General features: G+C 46.4%; 19 protein-coding genes. 18 read left to right on the forward strand and 1 reads right to left on the reverse strand.

All coding sequences use genetic code 11. The annotated features are described in order from the left end of the window. The 10 genes from murD to lpxC all read left to right on the forward strand — a co-directional run bounded on the left by murD (position 1) and on the right by lpxC (position 11,443). Positions 1 to 1,620: a UDP-N-acetylmuramoyl-L-alanine--D-glutamate ligase gene (gene murD, locus FD975_RS00880; RefSeq protein ID WP_215302423.1), complete on the forward strand. Its 1,620-nt coding sequence runs from the start codon at positions 1 to 3 to the stop codon at positions 1,618 to 1,620. Next, on the forward strand, positions 1,617 to 2,888 hold the full coding sequence (gene ftsW, locus FD975_RS00885; RefSeq protein WP_215302424.1) for a putative lipid II flippase FtsW: 1,272 nt from the start codon (positions 1,617 to 1,619) through the stop codon (positions 2,886 to 2,888). The genes murD and ftsW overlap by 4 nt, the downstream gene beginning before the upstream one ends. After that, positions 2,885 to 3,958 carry an undecaprenyldiphospho-muramoylpentapeptide beta-N-acetylglucosaminyltransferase gene (gene murG / locus FD975_RS00890; protein ID WP_215302425.1) on the forward strand — a complete coding sequence of 358 codons (1,074 nt, stop codon included), beginning with the start codon at positions 2,885 to 2,887 and terminating at the stop codon, positions 3,956 to 3,958. Before ftsW ends, murG begins: the two co-directional genes overlap by 4 nt. Continuing rightward, the gene (gene murC / locus FD975_RS00895; protein ID WP_215302426.1) at positions 3,955 to 5,391 is read left to right on the forward strand and encodes a UDP-N-acetylmuramate--L-alanine ligase; all 1,437 of its coding nucleotides are present in this window, start codon (positions 3,955 to 3,957) and stop codon (positions 5,389 to 5,391) included. The genes murG and murC overlap by 4 nt, the downstream gene beginning before the upstream one ends. Next, positions 5,384 to 6,397, forward strand: coding sequence for a D-alanine--D-alanine ligase (locus FD975_RS00900; protein ID WP_215302427.1), 1,014 nt, complete (start codon positions 5,384 to 5,386; stop codon positions 6,395 to 6,397). Before murC ends, FD975_RS00900 begins: the two co-directional genes overlap by 8 nt. Then, complete coding sequence (locus FD975_RS00905) at positions 6,394 to 7,260, forward strand: cell division protein FtsQ/DivIB (protein ID WP_251371216.1); 867 nt, start codon at positions 6,394 to 6,396, stop codon at positions 7,258 to 7,260. The genes FD975_RS00900 and FD975_RS00905 overlap by 4 nt, the downstream gene beginning before the upstream one ends. A gap of 9 nt (positions 7,261 to 7,269) precedes the next feature. After that, positions 7,270 to 8,499, forward strand: a complete 1,230-nt coding sequence (ftsA, locus tag FD975_RS00910; RefSeq protein WP_215302428.1) for a cell division protein FtsA — start codon at positions 7,270 to 7,272, stop codon at positions 8,497 to 8,499. Positions 8,500 to 8,544: 45 nt separating this feature from the next. Beyond that, positions 8,545 to 9,885 carry a cell division protein FtsZ gene (gene ftsZ / locus FD975_RS00915; protein WP_215302429.1) on the forward strand — a complete coding sequence of 447 codons (1,341 nt, stop codon included), beginning with the start codon at positions 8,545 to 8,547 and terminating at the stop codon, positions 9,883 to 9,885. A 112-nt stretch (positions 9,886 to 9,997) separates the two neighbouring features. Beyond that, complete coding sequence (locus tag FD975_RS00920) at positions 9,998 to 10,498, forward strand: peroxiredoxin (RefSeq protein WP_215302430.1); 501 nt, start codon at positions 9,998 to 10,000, stop codon at positions 10,496 to 10,498. A gap of 30 nt (positions 10,499 to 10,528) precedes the next feature. Next, the gene (gene lpxC, locus FD975_RS00925) at positions 10,529 to 11,443 is read left to right on the forward strand and encodes a UDP-3-O-acyl-N-acetylglucosamine deacetylase (protein WP_215302431.1); all 915 of its coding nucleotides are present in this window, start codon (positions 10,529 to 10,531) and stop codon (positions 11,441 to 11,443) included. A gap of 1 nt (position 11,444) precedes the next feature. On the opposite strand, the gene FD975_RS00930 is transcribed toward lpxC, so the two are convergent. Continuing rightward, the gene (locus tag FD975_RS00930; RefSeq protein ID WP_251371226.1) at positions 11,445 to 11,978 is read right to left on the reverse strand and encodes a hypothetical protein; all 534 of its coding nucleotides are present in this window, start codon (positions 11,976 to 11,978) and stop codon (positions 11,445 to 11,447) included. Between the two features lie 24 nt (positions 11,979 to 12,002). Between FD975_RS00930 and secA the strand changes: the two genes are divergently transcribed. The 8 genes from secA to FD975_RS00970 all read left to right on the forward strand — a co-directional run bounded on the left by secA (position 12,003) and on the right by FD975_RS00970 (position 21,269). Next, positions 12,003 to 14,768, forward strand: a complete 2,766-nt coding sequence (gene secA / locus FD975_RS00935) for a preprotein translocase subunit SecA (protein ID WP_215302432.1) — start codon at positions 12,003 to 12,005, stop codon at positions 14,766 to 14,768. 164 nt (positions 14,769 to 14,932) lie between these two features. Next, positions 14,933 to 15,409 (forward strand): 4Fe-4S dicluster domain-containing protein, encoded by a 477-nt coding sequence (locus tag FD975_RS00940; protein WP_215302433.1) that lies wholly within the window; start codon positions 14,933 to 14,935, stop codon positions 15,407 to 15,409. Positions 15,410 to 15,430: 21 nt separating this feature from the next. Next, positions 15,431 to 17,278, forward strand: a complete 1,848-nt coding sequence (locus FD975_RS00945; protein WP_215302434.1) for an aldehyde ferredoxin oxidoreductase family protein — start codon at positions 15,431 to 15,433, stop codon at positions 17,276 to 17,278. 10 nt (positions 17,279 to 17,288) lie between these two features. Beyond that, positions 17,289 to 18,545, forward strand: a complete 1,257-nt coding sequence (locus tag FD975_RS00950; protein ID WP_215302435.1) for an NAD(P)/FAD-dependent oxidoreductase — start codon at positions 17,289 to 17,291, stop codon at positions 18,543 to 18,545. A 9-nt stretch (positions 18,546 to 18,554) separates the two neighbouring features. After that, positions 18,555 to 18,809 carry a MoaD/ThiS family protein gene (locus FD975_RS00955; protein WP_215302436.1) on the forward strand — a complete coding sequence of 85 codons (255 nt, stop codon included), beginning with the start codon at positions 18,555 to 18,557 and terminating at the stop codon, positions 18,807 to 18,809. Then, the gene (locus tag FD975_RS00960; RefSeq protein ID WP_215302437.1) at positions 18,802 to 19,125 is read left to right on the forward strand and encodes a hypothetical protein; all 324 of its coding nucleotides are present in this window, start codon (positions 18,802 to 18,804) and stop codon (positions 19,123 to 19,125) included. Before FD975_RS00955 ends, FD975_RS00960 begins: the two co-directional genes overlap by 8 nt. 36 nt (positions 19,126 to 19,161) lie before the next feature. Continuing rightward, the gene (gene argJ, locus FD975_RS00965) at positions 19,162 to 20,397 is read left to right on the forward strand and encodes a bifunctional glutamate N-acetyltransferase/amino-acid acetyltransferase ArgJ (RefSeq protein ID WP_215302438.1); all 1,236 of its coding nucleotides are present in this window, start codon (positions 19,162 to 19,164) and stop codon (positions 20,395 to 20,397) included. 11 nt (positions 20,398 to 20,408) lie between these two features. Beyond that, positions 20,409 to 21,269, forward strand: a complete 861-nt coding sequence (locus FD975_RS00970; protein ID WP_215302439.1) for an ATP-binding protein — start codon at positions 20,409 to 20,411, stop codon at positions 21,267 to 21,269. Positions 21,270 to 21,274 lie beyond the last annotated feature (5 nt).

Here is a 21,274-nt window from a genome sequence, read left to right on the forward strand (position 1 = left end):
ATGCATAACTTAGACCAAGCCTTCGCTAACCCAGCTCTCATCGCAGATGAGGGCTATCAAGCGCCTCAGCATTTCTTAATCCTAGGATTGGGAGAGTCTGGTTATGCCATGGCTAAGTGGTGCTTGAGGAATGCCGCAAAAGTCAGCTTGGCAGATACACGTGATCGTGAGCAGTTAAATGAGCGCCAAAAAGCATGGTTGGCCGATCTTGAATTTTCGGGACTCAAAGAGACTTACTTTGGACCTCTTGATGACGCTCATTTAAAGGGTGTCGATGTTATCGGAATCAGTCCTGGCCTATCACCACTGCAGGAGCCAATAGCCTCTTTCTTGGCTAAGGTGCAAGAATCTAATATTGATATCTGGGGAGAGTTGGAGTTCTTTGCGAGAGCGATTGCTGCATTGGACCGGATGGCTCAACTGAATCAGTCTCAATATCATCCTGCTGTATTAGCTATCACCGGAACTAATGGAAAAACAACAACGACTGCGCTAACAGGGCAGTTGTGTGAACGTGCTGGCAAGCGTGTTGCTGTTGCTGGCAATATCAGCCCAGCCGCTTTAGATAAGCTGATGTCTTGCTTGGATGAGTCTGATCAAGTTGCCGATATGCCAGAGATTTGGGTGCTTGAACTCTCCAGCTTCCAACTGGTTTATACGAGCACTTTTAATGCAACGGCAGCTACTGTATTAAATATTACCCAAGATCATTTGGATTGGCATGGGGATATGCAGGCCTATGTTGATGCAAAAGCCAATATCTTTGGACAAGACACAATCTGTATCTTGAATCGTGACGATTCACTAGTCATGAATTTGCTCACCGATGAGCAAAAAGCCAATCAATCAGTCATTACTTTTGGCGCTAGTCGTCCTGATGAGCAGGGCGCTTTTGGAATTGAGCATGATCTGCGTGCCGGTGGAATTGATTGGCTGGTCTGGGCCGAGGTGGACGAAGATGTTGAGCCACAGCCAAAACGCCGTCGCAAAGTAGCCGTTGTAGAGGACGAGCCATTAAGACTAAAGCGTTTAATCCCTGCTGATGCCTTACGCATTCGTGGTCGTCATAACGCTTTGAATGCATTGGCTGCACTAGCCTTAGCACGAGCAGCTGGTTTGCCGATGAATATGCTCTTGCATGGATTACGTGATTACCAAGGTGAGCCTCACCGCGTTCAAAGTGTGTCCATTGTGTCCAATGTTGAATATGTGGACGATAGTAAGGGCACCAATGTAGGAGCAACAGTAGCTGCATTAAATGGCTTAAGCGCCAATGAGTCTGGCAAGCGGATCTGGTTAATTGCTGGTGGAGAAGGCAAGGGTCAAGACTTTGGCCCCTTACGCGATCCTGCGCTACGTTTTGTAAAAGGTGTTTTCCTAATTGGCAAGGACGCCCCAATTATTGCTGAGGCTTTGGCCGACTCAGTCCCCTGTGTGATGAGTGAGACTTTGCAAAATGCAGTGACTGCAGCTGCACAACAAGCTCAGTCTGGCGATATTGTTTTGCTCTCACCGGCTTGCGCCAGCTTTGACCAGTTTAGCGATTACGTAGCACGCGCAGAGGCGTTTGTTGCTGAAGTTGAAGAGCTGGGAATGCAATTCCAAGGAGCAGATGCATGAGTTTGAAGGAAAAACTTTTTCCTGAAAATAGATTGGGTCTTGGCCGCTTCTGGAATTTCTCCAGAGGCGGGATAGACAATTTCCGAAGCGGCTTGAGAGACGCAGTTTCTGGTGTTGAGCAAACTCGCTCACGCATGATGGACTATGACCAGTTATTAGTTTGGGCGGTATTGTCACTAGCCTTAATTGGTTTAGTGATGGTCTACTCTGCATCGATTACTTTGGCTGATGGCCCTAAGTATGCAAACTACAGCAGCAATTATTTCTTGATTCGTCATTGCATTTCATTAGCCATTGCCATTGGTGTTGCTATTTGGGTATTCAAAATCCCAACCCATGTTTGGGATCGTTATTCCCCAATCATTTTCGGATTTACTGTTCTCCTGTTAATTGCGGTACTTATTCCTGGTGTTGGAAAAGGCGTGAATGGTGCTAAGCGTTGGATCCCATTGGGTCTCATGAATTTTCAGCCATCTGAATTAATGAAATTTGCTGCAGTGATTTTTGCCGCAAGTTATACGGTACAGCGCCAAGAGTATCTCCACTCATTTGTGAAAGGCATGTTGCCAATGGGTATTGCGGTTGCCTTGGTTGGTGGCTTGCTCATGGCTGAACCCGATATGGGTGCATTTGTTGTGGTTGCCTTAATTGCCTTTGGAATTTTGTTCTTGGGCGGCATTAATGCCAAGTTATTTGGTGGTTTGATTTTGGTTGGCCTCATGAGTGGCGCCATCATGATTGCACTCTCACCTTTCCGTCGCGGCCGCATGTTGGCATTTATGGATCCATGGCAAGTCGATAACGCAGCAAATAAGGGCTATCAATTAACGCACTCACTTATGGCATTTGGTCGTGGGGAATGGTTTGGCGTAGGTTTAGGCGGAAGTGTTGAAAAGTTACATTACCTTCCCGAAGCGCATACCGATTTCATCATGGCGGTGATTGGTGAAGAGCTTGGTTTTATTGGTGTAGTGGTAATGATTTTCTTGTTCTACTGGATCGTACGCCGCGCATTCCTCATCGGCCGTACTGCCTTGCAATTGGATCGCAGCTTTGCTGGTCTGGCTGCTAAAGGTGTGGCGATATGGATTGGTTGGCAGGCATTTATCAATATGGGTGTGAACTTGGGCTTACTTCCAACCAAAGGCTTAACTCTTCCTTTAGTCAGTTATGGTGGCTCAGGAATTTTGATGAATGCAGTCGCAGTAGCAATGCTGCTTCGTATTGATTATGAAAACCGAATCTTGATGCGGGGAGGTAAGTTATGACCAAACCATCCATCTTGATCATGGCTGGAGGTACTGGCGGACATATCTTCCCAGGTATAGCAGTGGCTGAATATTTGCGCGTTTGTGGATGGAATGTATCTTGGCTTGGTAATCAGAGTGGTATGGAGTATCGACTAGTAAAAGCTTGTGATTTCCCATTTGAAGCCGTTGATTTTGGTGGCTTGCGTGGCAAAGGCATCAAAGCCAAACTGATGCTGCCATTTAACCTTGCAAGGGCCAGCTTCCAGAGTTTTAAGATCATGCGCCGCATTAAGCCAAATGTGGTCTTGGGTATGGGTGGATACATTACATTTCCTGGCGGGTTGATGACTAAGCTTTTGAAGAGGCCGCTGGTTTTACATGAAGCCAATTCTGTGGCGGGAAGTGCGAATCGCGCTTTAGCCAAAATTGCTATGCGTACCTTGACTGGTTTCCCAGATACGATGGCTCATGCTGAGTGGGTCGGAAATCCAATCCGTGAAGAATTCGACACTATGGCTGCGCCAGCAAAACGTTATGAAGAGCGCACGGGACCTCTGCGCATTTTGGTGGTTGGTGGAAGTTTAGGTGCGGCTGCCTTAAATGAAGCAATTCCATCAGCCTTGGCATTGATGGATAAAGATGCGCGTCCATATGTGATGCACCAGGCTGGAGAGAAGCATCTCGCAGATCTACAGCAGCGATATGTTGACTTAGGTGTTACTGCTGATATCCGTTCCTTTATTGACGATATGCCAACCGCTTACGCTCAAGCAGATCTTGTCATTTGTCGCTCGGGCGCAATGACTGTTTCAGAAATTGCAGCATGTGGTGTGGCTTCTTGTTTAATCCCATTTCCATATGCGATTGATGATCACCAAACTGCCAATGCACAATTTTTATCAGATGCAGATGCTGCCATTTTGTTGCCACAACAAGATCTCAATCCACAGGATCTCGCATCCATGATTCAAAATTTTAATCGTCAAGATTTACAAGTGATGGCTGAGCGTGCTCATGCTTTGGCTAAGCCCCATGCAACTCAGCGTGTAGCTGAAGTATGTGCAGATTGTGCGGGAGTAGGTATATGAAACATATCGTTCAGCAAATCCATTTTGTTGGGATCGGTGGCGCAGGCATGAGCGGTATTGCCGAGGTGCTTCTGAATCTGGGATATCAGGTGTCTGGATCTGATTTAGCTGAAGGCGCAGCAACGAAGCGCCTTACAGATTTGGGTGCTGTAATTCATATTGGGCATGATCCTAAAAATATTGGTACCGCAGAGGCAGTGGTGATTTCTACTGCGGTTGCAGGAAACAATCCTGAGGTGCTAGCTGCTCGCGCAGCCAAGGTGCCTGTGATTCAGCGTGCCGTCATGCTTGGTGAACTCATGCGTTTAAAGCAGGGTATAGCGATTGCAGGAACTCATGGCAAAACAACGACCACCAGTTTGGTTGCCTCAGTCTTAGCTGAAGGCGGCTTAGACCCAACCTTTGTAATTGGTGGGAAGTTAAATTCTGCTGGCGCCAATGCGCGCCTAGGTCGGGGCGATTTCATTGTGGTCGAGGCAGACGAGTCTGATGCTTCTTTCTTGCAACTATTTCCAGCAATGGAGGTAGTTACCAATATTGATGCTGATCATATGGATACCTACCAGCATGACATGGCAAGGTTAAAGCAAGCATTTGTTCAGTTTATTCAGCGTATGCCTTTTTATGGTGTGGCAGTGCTCTGTATTGATGATGCCAACGTTCGAGACATTATTCCGTTCGTATCTCAGCCGGTGCTGCGTTACGGCTTGTCTGAGGATGCGGATATTCGTGCAAGTAATGTGCGTGCTGAGGGTACGCGTATGCACTTTACGGTGGATCGTAAAACAGTACGTCGCCATGGCAACAAGCCGGGTCGTCTTGAGGTGCAACTCAATTTACCTGGTTTACACAATGTACGAAATGCATTAGCAGCAATTGGTATTGCTACGGAATTAGGTGTTGGTGATGAAGCCATAGTGAAAGCTTTATCTGAATTTAGTGGTGTTGGTCGTCGCTTCCAAAGATATGGAGAGATTCCGCTGGCATCTGGTGGAAGTTTCACTTTGATAGATGATTATGGACACCACCCTGTTGAGATGGCGGCTACTTTATCTGCAGCGCGTGGTGCTTACCCAGATCGTCGATTGGTACTAGCATTTCAACCACATCGCTTCACAAGAACTCGCGATTGTTTTGGTGAATTTGTGCAAGTCCTGAAAAACTTTGATGCACTTGTGCTTACTGAAGTCTATCCAGCTGGTGAAGCGAAGATTCCAGGTGCTGATGGCCAAAGTCTCATGAAGGCAGCACTCTCCGCTGATAAGACTGTAAGTGGCTCCTTAGATAGTGCAGCTGTGGCCTTTGCACCAAGCATCGCGGAAATGCCAGAAAAACTCAGCACTTTATTGCGTGATGGCGATGTCTTAATCACGATGGGGGCAGGTTCTATCTCTGGCTTACCTAATGTATTAGCGGAGTCAAAACATGTCTAAGCAAAATCAACAGTTGCTTCCTTGGGGTGAGCGAGTGAAGCAAGAGCTCGCAAACTTAGATATTAAGTCTCTTGGTCGGGTCGGCGTGTTGCTAGGCGGCCGCTCTGGTGAGCGCGAGATTTCCTTAATGTCGGGAAATGGTGTATTGGAAGCGCTCCTCTCTAAAGGGGTTGATGCGTATCCATTTGACCCGGGATTACGTTGCCCAACTGAATTGGCAAATGAAAAATTTGACCGCATCTTTATTTCCTTGCATGGACGCTATGGTGAAGATGGCACGATCCAGGGATTACTTGAACTTTTGGGTTTGCCTTATACCGGTAGCGGTGTACTAGCCTCTGCATTGGCAATCGACAAAATTGCGACAAAGCTTGTCTGGCTCAGTAGCGGTCTTTCAACACCAGAGTTTCAGGAGTTGAAAGCGGATAGTGATTGGAATGCAGTGGTGAAGCATTTGGGTCTACCGTTGATTGTTAAGCCAGCACATGAGGGTTCTTCACTCGGTTTAACTAAAGTGAAATCCGTCGACGAGTTGCCTGCAGCCTATAGGCTGGCCGCTGGAATGGATAAAAAAGTCATTGCCGAAACTTGTATTGTTGGCGATGAGCTCACTTGCCCATTGGTTGGATTTGGCGCTGATGCTGAGGCTTTGCCGGTGATCAAAATTATTCCACCAGAAGCTAACTACGATTTCCATAATAAGTATTTCTCTGATGAGACTAAATACTTGTGCCCAACTGACTTAGCACCAGAGGTCAATCAAGCAGTTCAAGAACTAGCGTTAGCTGCTTATCGTGCTCTCGGCTGCAGGACTTGGGGTCGTGCTGATGTGATGTTAGATAAGCAAACTGGAAAACCCTATCTTTTAGAAATGAATACTTCCCCAGGGATGACTTCGCATTCTTTGGTACCTATGGCGGCAAAAGCAGCTGGTGTTGAATATGCCGAGCTAGTGCTGTGGGTCATTAGCCAAACCCTAAAAAGTAAAGGGGATGGGCAAGCATGAGTCGGATGAGCGCCTTCTTAAACGGCTTCGGTGAGATATTTGCTTCACTGGCATCTCCGCTTTGGAATCATCCAGAGCGGATGAAAAAGTTGAGCCGCTTCTTGATGCGCTGTTTTGCAGTCATGGTTTGCGTTGGAATTTTGGTGTGGTTAAGTCAGCGCCCAGTTTTTGCCTTGCGCCAAGTCGTAATAGAGCCGGTAGCTGGTGAAACACTCAAACATATTAATAAGCCTGTAGTGAAACAGCAGGTTTTAGAAACTGTCCAAGGTAATTTTTTCAGTGTGCGGCTAGAGGATGTGAAGCGTGGTTTCGAGTCCATGCCATGGGTGCGTCATGCCAATGTTCGTAGGGTCTGGCCTAACGGATTGATTGTGAGCATTGAAGAGCAAAAGCCATTTGGTACTTGGGGTGGGGCTGATAGCCATACCTTAATGAATACCCACGGTGAGCTTTTTGCTGGACGTGTTTCTGATGTAGGAGACGGAATTCAATTGGTTGATTTCTCAGGTCCAGAAGATGCAAGCAAAGAAGTTATGCGCTTGTATGAGAGAGCGAATGCCTGGTTTAAGCCTTGGAGTGCCGAAGTCAAAAGCTTAACCCTTTCTGAGCGGTATGCCTGGCATGTGAAGTTATCCAATGGTATGAAAGTGGAGTTCGGCAGGGATGAAGAGAACTCCGACAAAACATTAACTGAGGATCGAGTGGCGCGCCTCTTTAAATATTGGCCAGAGGTTCAAGAGAAGTGGGCTAATCGCGTAGACGCAATTGACTTGCGTTATGCAAATGGTTTTGCAGTACATCTTGCTTCGGCAAATTTGAAAAAGAATGAAGTAGACGGCAAAAAAAGTGAGCAGAAGCAATGAGGAATGAGAATGAGTAAAGACAACCGCGATGTACTAGTCGGATTGGATATTGGAACCTCCAAGGTGGTTGCTTTGGTTGCTGAACTAGGTGTTGATGGCCAATTCAATGTCGTTGGTGTCGGTCAAACTGCATCCAAAGGTTTGAAAAAAGGTGTTGTTGTCAATATCGAGGCAACTGTTCAATCTATTCAAAAGGCGCTTGAAGAAGCTGAGGTGATGGCTGATCGTCAGATCGTTCAGGTCTTTACTGGTATCGCTGGAAATCATATTGTGAGCTTTAACTCTAGCGGTATGGTAGCCATTCGTGATAAAGAGGTCAGTGCTGGTGATGTTGAGCGTGTTTTAGAGACCGCTAAAGCAATCAATATTCCAACTGATCAACAGATCCTTCACATTCTTGTTCAAGAATTCATCATTGATGGGCAAGAAGATGTTCGTGAGCCAATTGGCATGAGCGGTTTACGCTTAGAGGTGAAAGTACATATTGTTACTGGCGCCGTTAGTGCTGCGCAAAATATTGTGAAATGTGTGCGCCGTTGTGGCCTAGAAGTCAATGATCTCATCTTGCAGCCGCTCGCATCTAGCTTAGCTGTACTAACTGAAGATGAAAAAGAATTGGGTGTCGTTTTAGTGGATATTGGTGGCGGTACAACTGATATCGCAATTTATTGCCAAGGCTCGATTCGTCATACTGCAGTGATCCCAATTGCAGGCGATCAAATTACTAATGACATTGCAATGGCCTTGCGCACCCCAACTATTGATGCAGAAGATTTAAAAATTCAGTATGGTATCGCTCGCCAAGATATGGCAGACCCATCCACCATGATTGATGTACCTGGTGTAGGTGATCGTGAGCCACGACCAATGTCTAAACAGGCCTTAGCTGCGGTGATCGAACCACGTGTTGAAGAGTTATTTACTTTGGTACGAGGAGTGGTGCGTGATTCTGGATACGAAGATATGGTGTCTTCAGGGATCGTGCTCACTGGCGGTACCGCGTTAATGCCAGGAATGGTTGAACTTGCTGAACAAGTCTTCTTACGGCCTGCACGTATTGGTACACCTGAATATCGTGGTCACTTACATGAAGTCTTACGTAGTCCGAGATTCGCTACCAGCATCGGTTTATTAATGGAAGGTCAGGCGCAACTATTGCGTGGCCGTCGAGTATCTCAGTCAGGCGCATTGCAAAGTGTTATCTCGCGCATGAAGGAATGGTTCGCAGGAAATTTTTAAGTTTTTCGTCGTCGTCAATGTAGTACTTATTACCTAGGAGGGTATATGGAATTTGAAATGTTAGATCAAGAAACAGCCGGCAAAACCATTATTAAAGTGGTTGGAGTTGGTGGTGCAGGTGGTAATGCAGTTCAGCACATGATTCGTCGCGGTGTTAATGGCGTAGAGTTTATTTGCATGAACACCGATGCTGGCGCTTTACAGCGTTCAGAGGCATCTGTGAATTTGCAACTAGGCTCTAGCGGACTCGGTGCTGGCGCAAAACCAGAAATCGGTGCAGCCTCTGCTGAAGAAGCGCGTACACGTATTGCAGATACATTGCAAGGTGCGCATATGGTATTCATCACTGCTGGTATGGGTGGTGGTACAGGTACTGGCGCAGCTCCAATCGTTGCTCAAGTTGCTAAAGAGATGGGAATTTTGACGGTTGGTGTTATCAGTAAGCCATTTGATTTTGAGGGTGTCAAGCGTCTCAAGGTTGCTGAAAATGGTGCGGCTGAACTCGAATCTTATGTAGATTCTTTGATCGTAGTTCTCAATGAGAAACTCTTTGAGGTGATGGGTGAGGATGCTGAGTTTGATAAGGCATTCGCATGCGCGGATGATGTATTGCATAACGCGGTTTCGGGTATTGCAGAAATCATTAACGTTCAAGGTTTGATCAACGTCGACTTTGAGGATGTGAAAACAGTGATGGGCGAGCAAGGCAAGGCGATGATGGGGACTGCAACAGTTTCTGGCATGGATCGTGCACGTTTAGCTGCTGAAGCTGCAGTAGCCTCACCATTGCTTGAAGGTGTGGATCTATCTGGTGCACGTGGCGTATTGGTCAACATCACTGCTAGTCGTTCACTCAAATTGTCTGAGACTCGTGAAGTGATGGCTGCAATTCGTGGCTATGCTGCGGATGACGCTACCGTGATCTTCGGTACCGTGTATGACGAGAGTTTGGGTGATGCCTTACGCGTTACTGTGGTGGCAACAGGCTTGAATAATCCACAAGCTCGTCAAAAACATCAACCTGAGGTAGTTTGGAGGCAGGCCACTGGTACCCATGATGCAATGCCAACCATGGCTGACTTAAACAGCTTTGCTCCAGCAAGCGCGTCAGCAGCAATGAGTAAAGTAAGTTTGGACTCAGCTCTGAGTACTAGCGCTGGTTTGGCAATGACTGGTGCCGGTAGTGCGCCTTCAATGGCTTCTCAGCCAGCCACCAGCAGTGTTGATTACAGTCAATATGATTTGCCACGGGTATTCCGCAGTTCTCGTGAAGCTACACCAGCCCCTACATTAGGTGCTGATAGCTCTCCACAAGCTAAGTCCATGTTGGAAAAAGGGGCTGATTACTACGAAATCCCAGCTTTTTTACGTAAGCAAGCAGATTAATTAACTGCTTAATACAATAGGTAGTTGCAGAATGCCAGCGCGGCGCCCCTCCGGACGACGAATCCCGCGCTAGCGTTGGCAAACTCATCACAACTATTTTATTGGAGGCTTTATGATCGCAATCGGACAAAAATTACCAAACGCCACTCTTTATGAGTTCTTAGATGAAGCGAGTGAAGGTTGCGCTATTGGGCCAAATGCATTTGAAGTTGAAAAATTGACCGCTGGTAAAAAAGTGGTGATCTTTGCATTACCTGGTGCATTTACACCTACTTGCTCAGCAAAGCATGTTCCTAGCTATGTAGAGCACTTTGATGCAATCAAAGCAAAAGGTGTTGATGAAATTTGGTGTATTTCGGTAAACGATCCATTTGTTATGGGTGCGTGGGGCCGGGATCAAAAGGTTGGCAAAAAGATCCGCATGTTGGGTGATGGTAGTGCTGAGTTCACCAAGAAACTTGGCCTCGAGTTAGATTTGACTGCTCGCGGCTTGGGTGTTCGTTCAGATCGCTATGCCATGATTGTTGAAAATGGTGTAGTAACAACTTTGGATCGTGAAGTGCCTGGTAAGTTTGAAGTGAGCGATGCTGCTTCCATTTTGAAGAAGCTGTAAGAGAAATTATTCCTGAATTTAGATAAAGCCATGATGAAGCAACGCACAATCGCCACCCCAATTAAAACTGTGGGGATTGGCTTGCATTCAGGGCGTAAGGTGACTTTATCTATTAAACCTGCGCCGGTAAATTCAGGAATCTTGTTTGTACGCGTAGATACCCCAGAGCAATCGGTTGTGCCGGCCACTGCTCTGGCGGTTTGCGACACCCGTCTAGCATCAGTGATTCAAAAGGATGGAGTGCGCGTCTCCACGGTAGAGCATTTACTCTCAGCTTGTGCAGGCCTAGGGTTTGATAATTTATTGATTGAACTTGATGGTGAAGAAGTGCCCATCATGGATGGTAGTGCAGCCTCCTTTCTGTTCTTGATGGAATCAGCTGGCATTGCTGAGCAAGAGGCACCAAGACAGTTTGTGGTGATTAAAAAACCTATAGAAGTGAAAGAGGGTGACAAGCTTGCACGCCTAGAACCTTTCTTTGGGTTTAAGTTAGATTTCACCATCGACTTTAAGCACCCGGCGGTCGACAAGACTGGTCAGCGCTTTGTAGTAGATTTTGCAGAACATGCTTATCGAAGTGAGATTGGTCGTGCCCGTACTTTTGGCTTTGCTCATGAAGTTGAAGCATTGCGAGAAATGGGATTAGCGCGGGGTGGAAGTTTGGATAATGCGATTGTGCTCGATGAGCATCGAATCCTGAATAACGAAGAATTGCGTTACGAAGACGAATTTGTTCGTCACAAAATTCTGGATGCCATTGGCGATCTATATTTAGTTGGACACCCAATAGTAGGATCTTACGTCGCTGAAAAATCAGGACATGCCTTAAATAATGCGCTTTTACGCAAGCTTTTGGAGGATCCAAGCGCTTATGAAATCAGTAGCTTTGCCGAAAATAAGGCTCCATCAGCTTATTCAAAAGAGAGTCAACCCCTCTTTTTCTAGGCTATTTAGGCTTGCTGTGAAGAAGACGTTCAACCGCCTTCCGCAGATCGGAATCCGGTGCCAACTTATCCAATAATGATTCCCAAGAAGCCCTTGCTACAGAGTTAAACCCTCTTGGCTTCTGACTTGCTTGATGCCCCTCACGAGGTTTAATCTCCCAGGTCGGTGGTACCGGCTTGAGGCGTACCTTAATGCCAGTACAGACCACCCCTTTTTTAGCTAACTCATTGATTAAGCTAGGTAATATTTGCTGAAGACGGGTGGCAACACTTGCCCCGTTGACTAGCAAAAACAGTTCATCCTGACAGCCAGAACGCCATCCAGGCTCAATTTTGGGTGCCAAGTTATCTAAATCTAATTCAAACAGAGCAGCTTTGAGCGTAATTTTGAGTTTGGCCAGATCTTCTGTTTTAGCTAGGATTCCGCCCAAACCTTCAGAGTCACGCAAATACTCCAGCCACTCATGGGCGGCTTTAGTACGGACAGGTTTAGGGGCAAAGTTCATATAAAAAGAGGGTGCGGGTGATAAACTCAAGGTCTTAATTTACTTCAATATCCCATGGTAATCGGTCTTCTTAAAACCCTGGTCGGCAGTCGAAACGACCGCCTCTTAAAACAGTATCGCAAAGTGGTTGCTAAGGTTGGTGCTTTCGAGCCTAGCCTGCAAGCTTTGGATGATGCCGCATTGCAAGCAAAAACTGCTGAGTTCAAGTCGCGTTTAGCTGCGGGCGAGTCATTAGATGATATTGCGCCAGAGGCTTTTGCAGTAGTTCGTGAGGCCAGCTCACGGGTGATGAAAATGCGCCATTTTGATGCGCAGATGATGGGTGGACTTGCATTACATCAAGGCAAGATTGCTGAGATGGGAACTGGTGAAGGTAAAACCTTAACTGCTACGCTTCCTGTGTATTTAAATGCCTTAACCGGTAGGGGTGTTCACGTCATTACAGTAAATGATTACTTGGCTCAGCGAGATGCTGAGTGGATGTCAACGCTCTACAACTTCTTGGGTATGAAGGTGGGCGTCAATCTGTCCCAGATGGATCACACGACTAAGCAAGAAGCTTATGCTGCTGATATCACCTACGGTACTAATAATGAGTTTGGTTTTGATTACCTCCGTGACAATATGGTGCAAGATTTAGGTCAACGTGTTCAGCGTGGCCTAGCTTATGCGATCGTTGATGAGGTTGACTCTATTCTGATTGATGAGGCGCGTACCCCATTAATCATTTCTGGTCAGGCTGAAGATCACACTGATCTGTACATCAAGATTAATGTATTACCAACGTATTTAGAGCGTCAAATTGGTGAAGAAAAAGCCGATGGCACTGGTGTTGAAAAGGCAGGCGATTACTGGGTAGACGAAAAGTCCCAGCAGGTCTATTTAACAGAGCGTGGCCATGACAAAGCAGAAACAGTCTTAGTTGAACTGGGCGCTTTAAATGATGGCGATTCTTTGTACTCCCCGCAAAATATTACTTTGATGCATCACGTGTACGCAGCATTGCGCGCACATTCTTTGTATCACCGTGACCAACATTATGTTGTCCAGAATAAGGAAGTCATCATTGTTGATGAGTTCACTGGCCGCTTAATGCAGGGTCGTCGCTGGTCTGATGGCTTGCATCAGGCGGTTGAAGCTAAAGAAGGCGTTCCGATTCAGAATGAGAATCAAACGCTAGCCACAATTACTTTCCAGAATTACTTCCGCATGTACGGCAAGTTGGCTGGCATGACTGGTACTGCTGACACAGAAGCATATGAGTTCAAGGAAATTTATAACCTTGAGACAGTAGTTATTCCGCCAAACCGCATCAGTCAAAGAAAAGATCGTCAAGACCAGATCTTTAAGACTTCGCGTGAGCGCTACGATGCGGTCATCAAAGACATTGAGGATTGTTATGAGCGTGGCCAACCTGTATTGGTTGGTACGACTTCAATCGAAAACTCAGAGTTAATCGCAGGCCTACTGACTCAGCGTAAGTTACCGCATCAAGTTCTGAATGCGAAGCAACATGCTCGGGAAGCTGAGATCATTGCTCAAGCCGGTAGACCAAAGATGATCACCATTGCTACCAATATGGCTGGTCGTGGAACAGATATTGTTTTGGGTGGAAACGTTGGTAAGCAATCCTCTTTAATTGAAGTGGATGCCGCGCTTTCGGACGCGGAAAAAGCTGCCAAGATTAGGATCCTTCAGGACGAATGGCAAAGTTTGCATGATCAAGTTTTAGCTGCGGGTGGTTTACACATTATTGGTACTGAGCGTCACGAGAGTCGACGTATTGATAATCAGCTGCGCGGTCGTGCTGGTCGCCAAGGTGACTCAGGCTCTTCCCGTTTTTACCTCTCCTTGGACGATGCTCTTCTGCGTATTTTTGCTGGAGAACGTCTGCGTGCAGTGATGGATCGTCTCAAGATGCCAGACGGTGAGCCAATTGAAGCAGGTATGGTGACTCGCTCGATTGAGTCTGCCCAGCGTAAGGTTGAAGGCCGTAACTTTGATATTCGTAAACAGTTGTTGGAGTATGACGACGTCGCTAATGATCAGCGTAAAGAAACCTATCGCCTTAGAAATGAAGTATTGGAAAGCGCCGATGTTGGTGATCTGATTGCCAATTTGCGTGAAGATGTATTGCGTGGCGTTTGTGCGATTTATGTTCCTTTGGAATCCATGGAAGAGCAGTGGGACTTAGTTGGCCTGGAGAATGTATTGGCTAGCGATTGGGGCTTAACTGTTGACCTGAAAAATTGGGTTGAAAATGCGGAATCTATGGACGATGAGCAAATCGTTGATCGCGTTCTAGAGGCGGCAAAAGAGTCATATGATGCAAAAGTGGAGCTTTCTGGACGCCCATCCTTTGCTGGATTTGAGCGCTCTGTTTTACTCTACAGCTTAGATACCCATTGGCGCGAGCATTTGGCTGCCTTGGACCATTTGCGTCAAGGTATCCATTTGCGCGGCTATGCTCAAAAAGATCCAAAACAAGAATATCGCCGCGAAGCATTCGAGCTGTATGGTGAGTTGCTCAACGTCATTAAGAATGATGTTGTAAAAAACATCATGACAGTCCAAATCCGTAGCGCAAGCGAGTTAGATGAAGCCTCCGAGTCAATGAATGAGGACTTGGCCAAACTCTCAGATGTGCAGTATCAGCATGCCGATGCAGATCTTGAGGTGGCGGGGTCAACCGGCGATCGTGGCGCAGCAATTGAAATAGTTCCAGCACCCATTCGAAGTGGCCCTAAGGTTGGTCGCAATGACCCTTGCACCTGCGGTAGCGGGAAGAAATACAAGAACTGCTGCGGAGCATTAGCTTAATAAGCCAATAATTTTTTATGGTGTAATTTAGATGGAGGCCCTGGCCTCCATTTTTATTTTTAGCCCAATAGCTAGGGCTTTCCCTAGCTATCTAGATATCCTTAGATCGATCAAGATCTTCTCTTATATGCAAGAAATTGCAGTTATGAGCCAAAGGAACCGGTATGCAAAAGTCCCTGCACATCAATGCAGATAAATGCACAGGCTGTCTTCAATGTGAGATGGCTTGCAGTTATGAGCACTATGGAGTGTTTAATACCTCTAAGTCCCGAATTAAAGTATTCGAGTTTCACGATACAGGGAAGAAGGTTCCTTATACCTGCACCCAGTGTGCAGAAGCTTGGTGTCTTCAGGCTTGTCCCGTTGATGCGATTAGCTTGGATATCCTCACTGGAGCCAAAGTTGTTTCCGATGACACCTGTGTAGGTTGCAAGGTGTGTACGATTTCTTGTCCCTTTGGAACTATTAATTATGTTCAAGATACTGGCAAGGTTCAGAAGTGTGATTTATGTGGCGGCGATCCAGCATGTGCAACTGCGTGTCCAACTCAGGCTATTACCTATGTAGATGCCGACTGGACGGGCTTAGACAAAATGCGTGAATGGGCAGACAAGCTCGGCAATCAAAATAGTTCCAACTAAAAAAGCATAGGAAAAACGATCATGTCATGGGCTGGAAAATTACTACGCGTTAATCTAACTGCCGGCACTTGTGCCTCAGAGCCAATCAATATGCAGTGGGCTAAAGAATATTTAGGCTCACGAGGTTTGGCGTCGAAGTATTTAGTGGAAGAGTTGGATCCTAAAGTTGATCCACTGTCTGCCGAAAATAAAATGATTTGGGCAACTGGCCCGTTGACTGGAACGATGGCCTCTACTGGTGGTCGCTACACAGTAGTGACCAAGGGTCCATTGACTGGAGCTATTGCCTGCTCGAACTCTGGTGGTTATTGGGGTGCAGAGCTGAAAATGGCTGGTTGGGATATGGTGATAGTTGAAGGCAAATCACCTAAGCCGGTGTATCTATTTATTGAGAACGATAAAGCAGAGTTGATCGATGCCTCTGATTTGTGGGGCAAAACTGTTTGGGAAACAGAGCCTGCAATTAAGACTAAGCATCAAGACCCCCAAATTCGAGTTTCTTGCATTGGTCGTGCGGGTGAAAATGAAGTTCTTTACGCTGCAATCGTGAATGACTTGCATCGTGCGGCTGGACGCTCTGGCGTAGGCGCGGTGATGGGCAGTAAGAACTTAAAAGCAGTTGCAGTTCGAGGCACAAAAGGTGTCGGCAATATTAAAAATCCTAAAGCCTTTATGGAAGCAACCCGTGCTGGCAAAGCAGTTTTAGCTGGCAATGGTGTGACGGGAGAGGGCTTGCCTACCTATGGAACACAAGTCTTAATGAATGTGATTAATGAAGTTGGTGCATTGCCAACCCGCAATCATCAGGATGTTCAGTTTGATGGCGCTAAGGATATTTCTGCTGAGGCTATGGCTACCCCACGTGCTTCAGATGGGAAGGCGCATCTAGTGACTAATCAAGCTTGCTTTGCATGCACTATTGCCTGTGGACGTATCTCAAAAATTGATGAGACACATTTTTCAATTGAGAATAAACCCCAGTATATGAACGCCTCAGGTGGTTTGGAGTATGAGGCTGCTTGGGCCTTGGGTGCTGCAAATGGCGTAAACGATTTAGAAGCATTGCAGTTTGCTAACATGTTGTGCAATGAGGATGGATTTGATCCGATTTCTTTTGGTGCAACCGTGGGCGCTGTGATGGAAATGTATGAAATGGGCGTCCTAACAAAAGAGCAGCTTGGTATCGAGGCGCCATTTGGTTCTGCTAAAGCGCTGTGTTATTTCGCAGAAATTACTGCAAATGGTGTTGGCTTTGGAAAAGAGCTTGGACTGGGTTCTGCACGTTTGACTAAAAAATATGGGCATCCAGACCTCTCTATGAGCGTCAAAGGTCAAGAGTTTCCTGCATATGATGGGCGCGTAATTCAGGGAATTGGCTTGGCTTATGCAACTTCAAACCGCGGCGCATGTCATTTACGCGGCTACACGATTGCCTCTGAGGTTTTGGGTATTCCAGTGAAGACTGAACCAGCAGATACGCAAGGCAAGCCAGAGTTGGTGAAAGCATTCCAAGATGCAACTGCTGCGTTTGATTCGGCAGGGATATGTATTTTTACTAGCTTTGCTTGGACACTTGCTGATGTGGCTCCGCAGTTGCAGGCCGCATGTGGCGATGAATTTACGGTAGAGAACTTGACTACGATTGGTGAGCGTATTTGGAATATGGAGCGCGACTTTAATAATCGTGCCGGCTTCACCAGCAAAGACGATAAATTACCGAAGCGCTTGATGACGGAAGCTGCAAAAACTGGGCCAGGCAAGGGCACTGTGAGCGGTTTGGATAAGATGCTGCCCGAGTACTATAAGATCCGTGGCTGGGATCCTGAGGGTCGTCCGAGTGCGGAAACACTTAAGCGTCTTGGACTGTAAGATCTTTTAGATGAAGCACGTTATTTTAGGAAATGGTCCTGCGGGCGTGATTGCCGCAGAGACTATTCGCAAACGCGCACCCTCTGATCAAATTATCATGATCGGCTCTGAGGATGTGCCGCCTTATTCGCGGATGGCAATTCCTTATTTATTAATGGGAAACATTCAAGAGTCAGGGACTTATTTACGCAAAGATCCTCACCATTTTGATAAGCTGAAGATTGAGCAGTTATATGGTCGCGTAGATGCTGTGGATTGCAAGACCAAGGAACTCATCATCCAAGGCGGAACTCGGATTTCTTTTGACAAGCTACTGATTGCAACTGGCTCTGTGCCAGTGCAGCCGCCTATTCCAGGCATTCAATTACCGGGAGTGCACTCTTGTTGGACTATGGCGGATGCCCGATCTATTGCATCTATTGCCAAGCCAGGAACCCGCGTATTACAGATGGGCGCCGGTTTTATTGGTTGCATTATTTTGGAGGCCTTAGCTAGTCGTGATGTGCAGTTGACAGTAGTAGAAATGGGTGACCGAATGGTGCCCAGAATGATGACTGAGCTTGCTGGCGGCATGATTAAGGAGTGGGTTCAGTCTCAAGGGATTGATGTGTTTACTGGCACCCGAGTAGAGGAAATTAGCTCATCTGGATCTGCTCTGAGCGTTAAGCTTTCGAATGGAAAAGTCCTAGAGGTAGATCTTGTCATTTCGGCAACGGGAGTAAAACCAAATATTGAATGCCTTCAAAATTCAGGACTCGAGATTCATAATGGCGTTCTGGTAAATGAGCATATGCAAACATCACATCCAGATATTTATGCCGCAGGTGATGTTGCTGAGGGGATTGATTTTTCAACTGGGAATCGAATTGTGAATGCAATTCAGCCCAATGCTGCCGATCAAGCTCGAATTGCAGGTATTGCGATGATGGGTGGTGATGCCCAAAGTCTTGGAGCCCTTCAAATCAATGTACTAGATACGCTAGGATTGATTTCGTCCTCATTCGGTTTATGGTCTGGTGCCAAAGACGGTGATCATGTGGAGATTGTTGATCGAGAGCATTTCAAGTATCTCCGTTTGGAATTCTTGGGTGATATTTTGATTGGGGCTACTTGCGTTGGGACGACCGATCATATTGGGGTATTACGAGGCCTTATTCAATCCAAGACCCGATTAGGCGAATGGAAGTCGCATTTATTACGTGATCCGACACAAGCAATGGAAGCTTACCTGGCAAAAGGGCAAGCACAATCTGCTTGGATGAATTAAGCTTTAAGTATGCAAATTACCTTGAAGTTGTTTGCCAGTCTGGCAAGTTATCTTCCGCCCTCAAAAAAGAATGGGATTGAAGCTGATATCGTGGTTCCTGAAGGAAGTACTATTGGGGACATGATTGAGCTGTACAAAATTCCTAGTAAGTCAGCCCACTTGGTGATGGTTAATGGGGTTTATGTAAATCCAGATCAGCGTCTCTCTTATATCCTTAAGGAGAACGACGCCTTAGCCATCTGCCCCCCAGTTGCAGGTGGTTAATTCTTTGTTAGGCGGTGCTGTTTTTGAGGTCAAGCGAGTGATGGGGTGCACTCCGGAAGATCTAGTTCGCTGGCTACCAGAAGCTTTGAGTGATCTATACCAGCAAACCTCCCTCGTAATTGACGATCGCGAACTTCTTCTTGGAACCCATTCTCGGATTACGATGTGTGGGACTACTTTAAAAAGTCGCAAAATTGCACTTTTAAGCATCCCAGTGCTGGAGTTGGTTATCACGTTTGATGCATTTTTTTCTGCCGAGCAAATTCAGGCCATCTTAGATCGCTTTGATCTTTATACTCGGAGAGGCGGCGGATAGCCCTTTCCTATTAATCCCCTTGTTTTAGAAGCATATATGACTGTCAACTTACCACTCCCTCAAAAAGACCAACTAAAGCCTGTGAAGGGTTTTCAGATGGGTATCGCTGAAGCTGGAATCAAAAAAGCTAATCGCAAAGACTTATTGGTAATGACCTTAGCACCTGGCTCCCAAGTTGCTGGTGTTTTTACTTTAAATCGATTTTGTGCTGCACCAGTTCAAGTTTGCAAAGAGCATTTAGCCTTGGATAGTGCAAAGGGTGGGATTCGCGCTTTGGTAGTGAATACAGGTAATGCGAATGCGGGAACTGGTGAGCGGGGCATGAAGGATGCCCTATCCACTTGTGCTGAATTAGCAAAAGAACTTAAGCTCAATCCAGAACAAATTTTGCCGTTTTCAACTGGTGTGATTCTGGAACCACTGCCGATCGACAGATTAATTGCTGGATTGCCTAAAGCAGTTGCTAGCCTAGGCGAAGACCATTGGCTTGATGCTGCAGAAGCCATCATGACTACAGATACTCAACCTAAAGCTGCGTCCATGACAGTAGAAACTCCATCTGGGCTGGTAACCATTACCGGTATTTGTAAGGGTGCCGGCATGATTCATCCTAATATGGCAACAATGTTGGGGTTTATTGCAACTGATGCTGGTTTTGCTCCAGGTCTACTTAATCAACTGACGCGTGAGATTGCTGATCTTTCATTTAATGCGATCACAATTGATGGCGATACTTCTACCAATGACTCATTCATCATCATGGCGACTGGCCAGTCAGCGGTACAGATTCAATCAACTAGTGATGCTAGTTATAACTTAGTTCGAGCCGCATTAATCGATCTCGCCCGTAAGCTTGCCCAAATGATTGTGAGAGATGGTGAAGGGGCGACTAAATTTATTACGATTGATGTGCAAGGTGGTAAGACGGAGGAGGAGTGCCGTTTAGTAGCAGAGGCGGTCGCCCATTCACCATTAGTAAAGACGGCTTTCTTTGCTAGCGACCCCAATCTAGGTCGCATTCTTGCGGCGATTGGTTACGCTGGAATCACTGACCTCGACGTGAACCAAGTGCAAATGTGGCTTGGAGATGTTTGGGTTGCTAAGAATGGTGGCCGACATCCTGATTACCAAGAAGCTGATGGTCAGAGAGTGATGCAGGCTGAAGAAATTACCGTCAAGATTGACTTGGGTCGTGGATCGGCACAGCAGACGATGTGGACTTGTGATTTGTCACATGACTACGTTTCCATTAATGCTGATTACCGCTCATAGGAATTCGTGAAATGAATGAAAAATTGGAGCAACTCCTCAGTCATCTCGAAACGTTTTTGCCTAAAGCATTGACGGAAGAGCAGTGGAAATCTTCAACTGCTTTTAGGTGGCGTCGTCGCGATAGTATCTTTGGAAGTATTGGTTTTTTGCAGCCAGTCAAGCATGTTTCGGACATCACCTTTGAAGATCTAAAAAATATCGATCGTCAACGTGATGCAATTCGTGACAACACCAAAAACTTTATTCAGGGCAAGCCTGCTAATAATATTTTATTAACGGGTGCACGTGGCACAGGAAAGTCCTCACTCATTAAAGCAAGCTTGCATGAGTTTGCTAGCCAGGGCTTACGTTTGGTCGAAGTTGAAAAAGAGCATTTAGCGGACTTAGCTGACATTACGGATTTATTAGCTGACCGCCCAGAGCGCTTCATTATTTTTTGCGATGACCTCTCATTTGAAGATGGGGAATCTGGCTATAAGGCTATGAAGTCTGCTTTGGATGGCTCTGTATCAGCACAAGTCGACAATATTTTGATTTATGCCACCTCTAACCGACGCCACCTCTTGCCTGAATATATGAAGGACAACGAAGGTTACGTTCATGGGGATGATGGAGAAATTCATCCGGGTGAAGTGGTTGAGGAAAAGATTTCTCTCTCGGAGCGTTTTGGTTTATGGCTTTCTTTCTACCCACCAAAGCAAGATGAGTATCTAGAAATTGTTGCCCATTGGTTGCGCCATTTTGGTTTAAGTGACGCGCAGATTGAGGGTGCTAGAGCTGAAGCATTAGTTTGGGCATTAGAGCGGGGTTCGCGTTCTGGTCGTGTTGCTTGGCAGTTTGCTAAGCATTGGGCTGGCTCGCACGCTGCTTAATCATT

This window comes from Polynucleobacter sp. AP-Jannik-300A-C4 (genome assembly GCF_018688335.1).
Taxonomy (GTDB): Bacteria; Pseudomonadota; Gammaproteobacteria; order Burkholderiales; family Burkholderiaceae; genus Polynucleobacter.

Coding starts and splice junctions, on each gene's coding strand:
- argJ (WP_215302438.1), top strand. CDS start 19,162: ATGACTGTCAACTTACCACTCCCTCAAAAAGACCAACTAAAGCCTGTG.
- FD975_RS00950 (WP_215302435.1), top strand. CDS start 17,289: ATGAAGCACGTTATTTTAGGAAATGGTCCTGCGGGCGTGATTGCCGCA.
- murG (WP_215302425.1), top strand. CDS start 2,885: ATGACCAAACCATCCATCTTGATCATGGCTGGAGGTACTGGCGGACAT.
- ftsW (WP_215302424.1), top strand. CDS start 1,617: ATGAGTTTGAAGGAAAAACTTTTTCCTGAAAATAGATTGGGTCTTGGC.
- secA (WP_215302432.1), top strand. CDS start 12,003: ATGGTAATCGGTCTTCTTAAAACCCTGGTCGGCAGTCGAAACGACCGC.
- murC (WP_215302426.1), top strand. CDS start 3,955: ATGAAACATATCGTTCAGCAAATCCATTTTGTTGGGATCGGTGGCGCA.
- murD (WP_215302423.1), top strand. CDS start 1: ATGCATAACTTAGACCAAGCCTTCGCTAACCCAGCTCTCATCGCAGAT.
- ftsA (WP_215302428.1), top strand. CDS start 7,270: ATGAGTAAAGACAACCGCGATGTACTAGTCGGATTGGATATTGGAACC.
- FD975_RS00940 (WP_215302433.1), top strand. CDS start 14,933: ATGCAAAAGTCCCTGCACATCAATGCAGATAAATGCACAGGCTGTCTT.
- ftsZ (WP_215302429.1), top strand. CDS start 8,545: ATGGAATTTGAAATGTTAGATCAAGAAACAGCCGGCAAAACCATTATT.
- lpxC (WP_215302431.1), top strand. CDS start 10,529: ATGATGAAGCAACGCACAATCGCCACCCCAATTAAAACTGTGGGGATT.
- FD975_RS00945 (WP_215302434.1), top strand. CDS start 15,431: ATGTCATGGGCTGGAAAATTACTACGCGTTAATCTAACTGCCGGCACT.
- FD975_RS00970 (WP_215302439.1), top strand. CDS start 20,409: ATGAATGAAAAATTGGAGCAACTCCTCAGTCATCTCGAAACGTTTTTG.
- FD975_RS00900 (WP_215302427.1), top strand. CDS start 5,384: ATGTCTAAGCAAAATCAACAGTTGCTTCCTTGGGGTGAGCGAGTGAAG.
- FD975_RS00905 (WP_251371216.1), top strand. CDS start 6,394: ATGAGTCGGATGAGCGCCTTCTTAAACGGCTTCGGTGAGATATTTGCT.
- FD975_RS00955 (WP_215302436.1), top strand. CDS start 18,555: ATGCAAATTACCTTGAAGTTGTTTGCCAGTCTGGCAAGTTATCTTCCG.
- FD975_RS00920 (WP_215302430.1), top strand. CDS start 9,998: ATGATCGCAATCGGACAAAAATTACCAAACGCCACTCTTTATGAGTTC.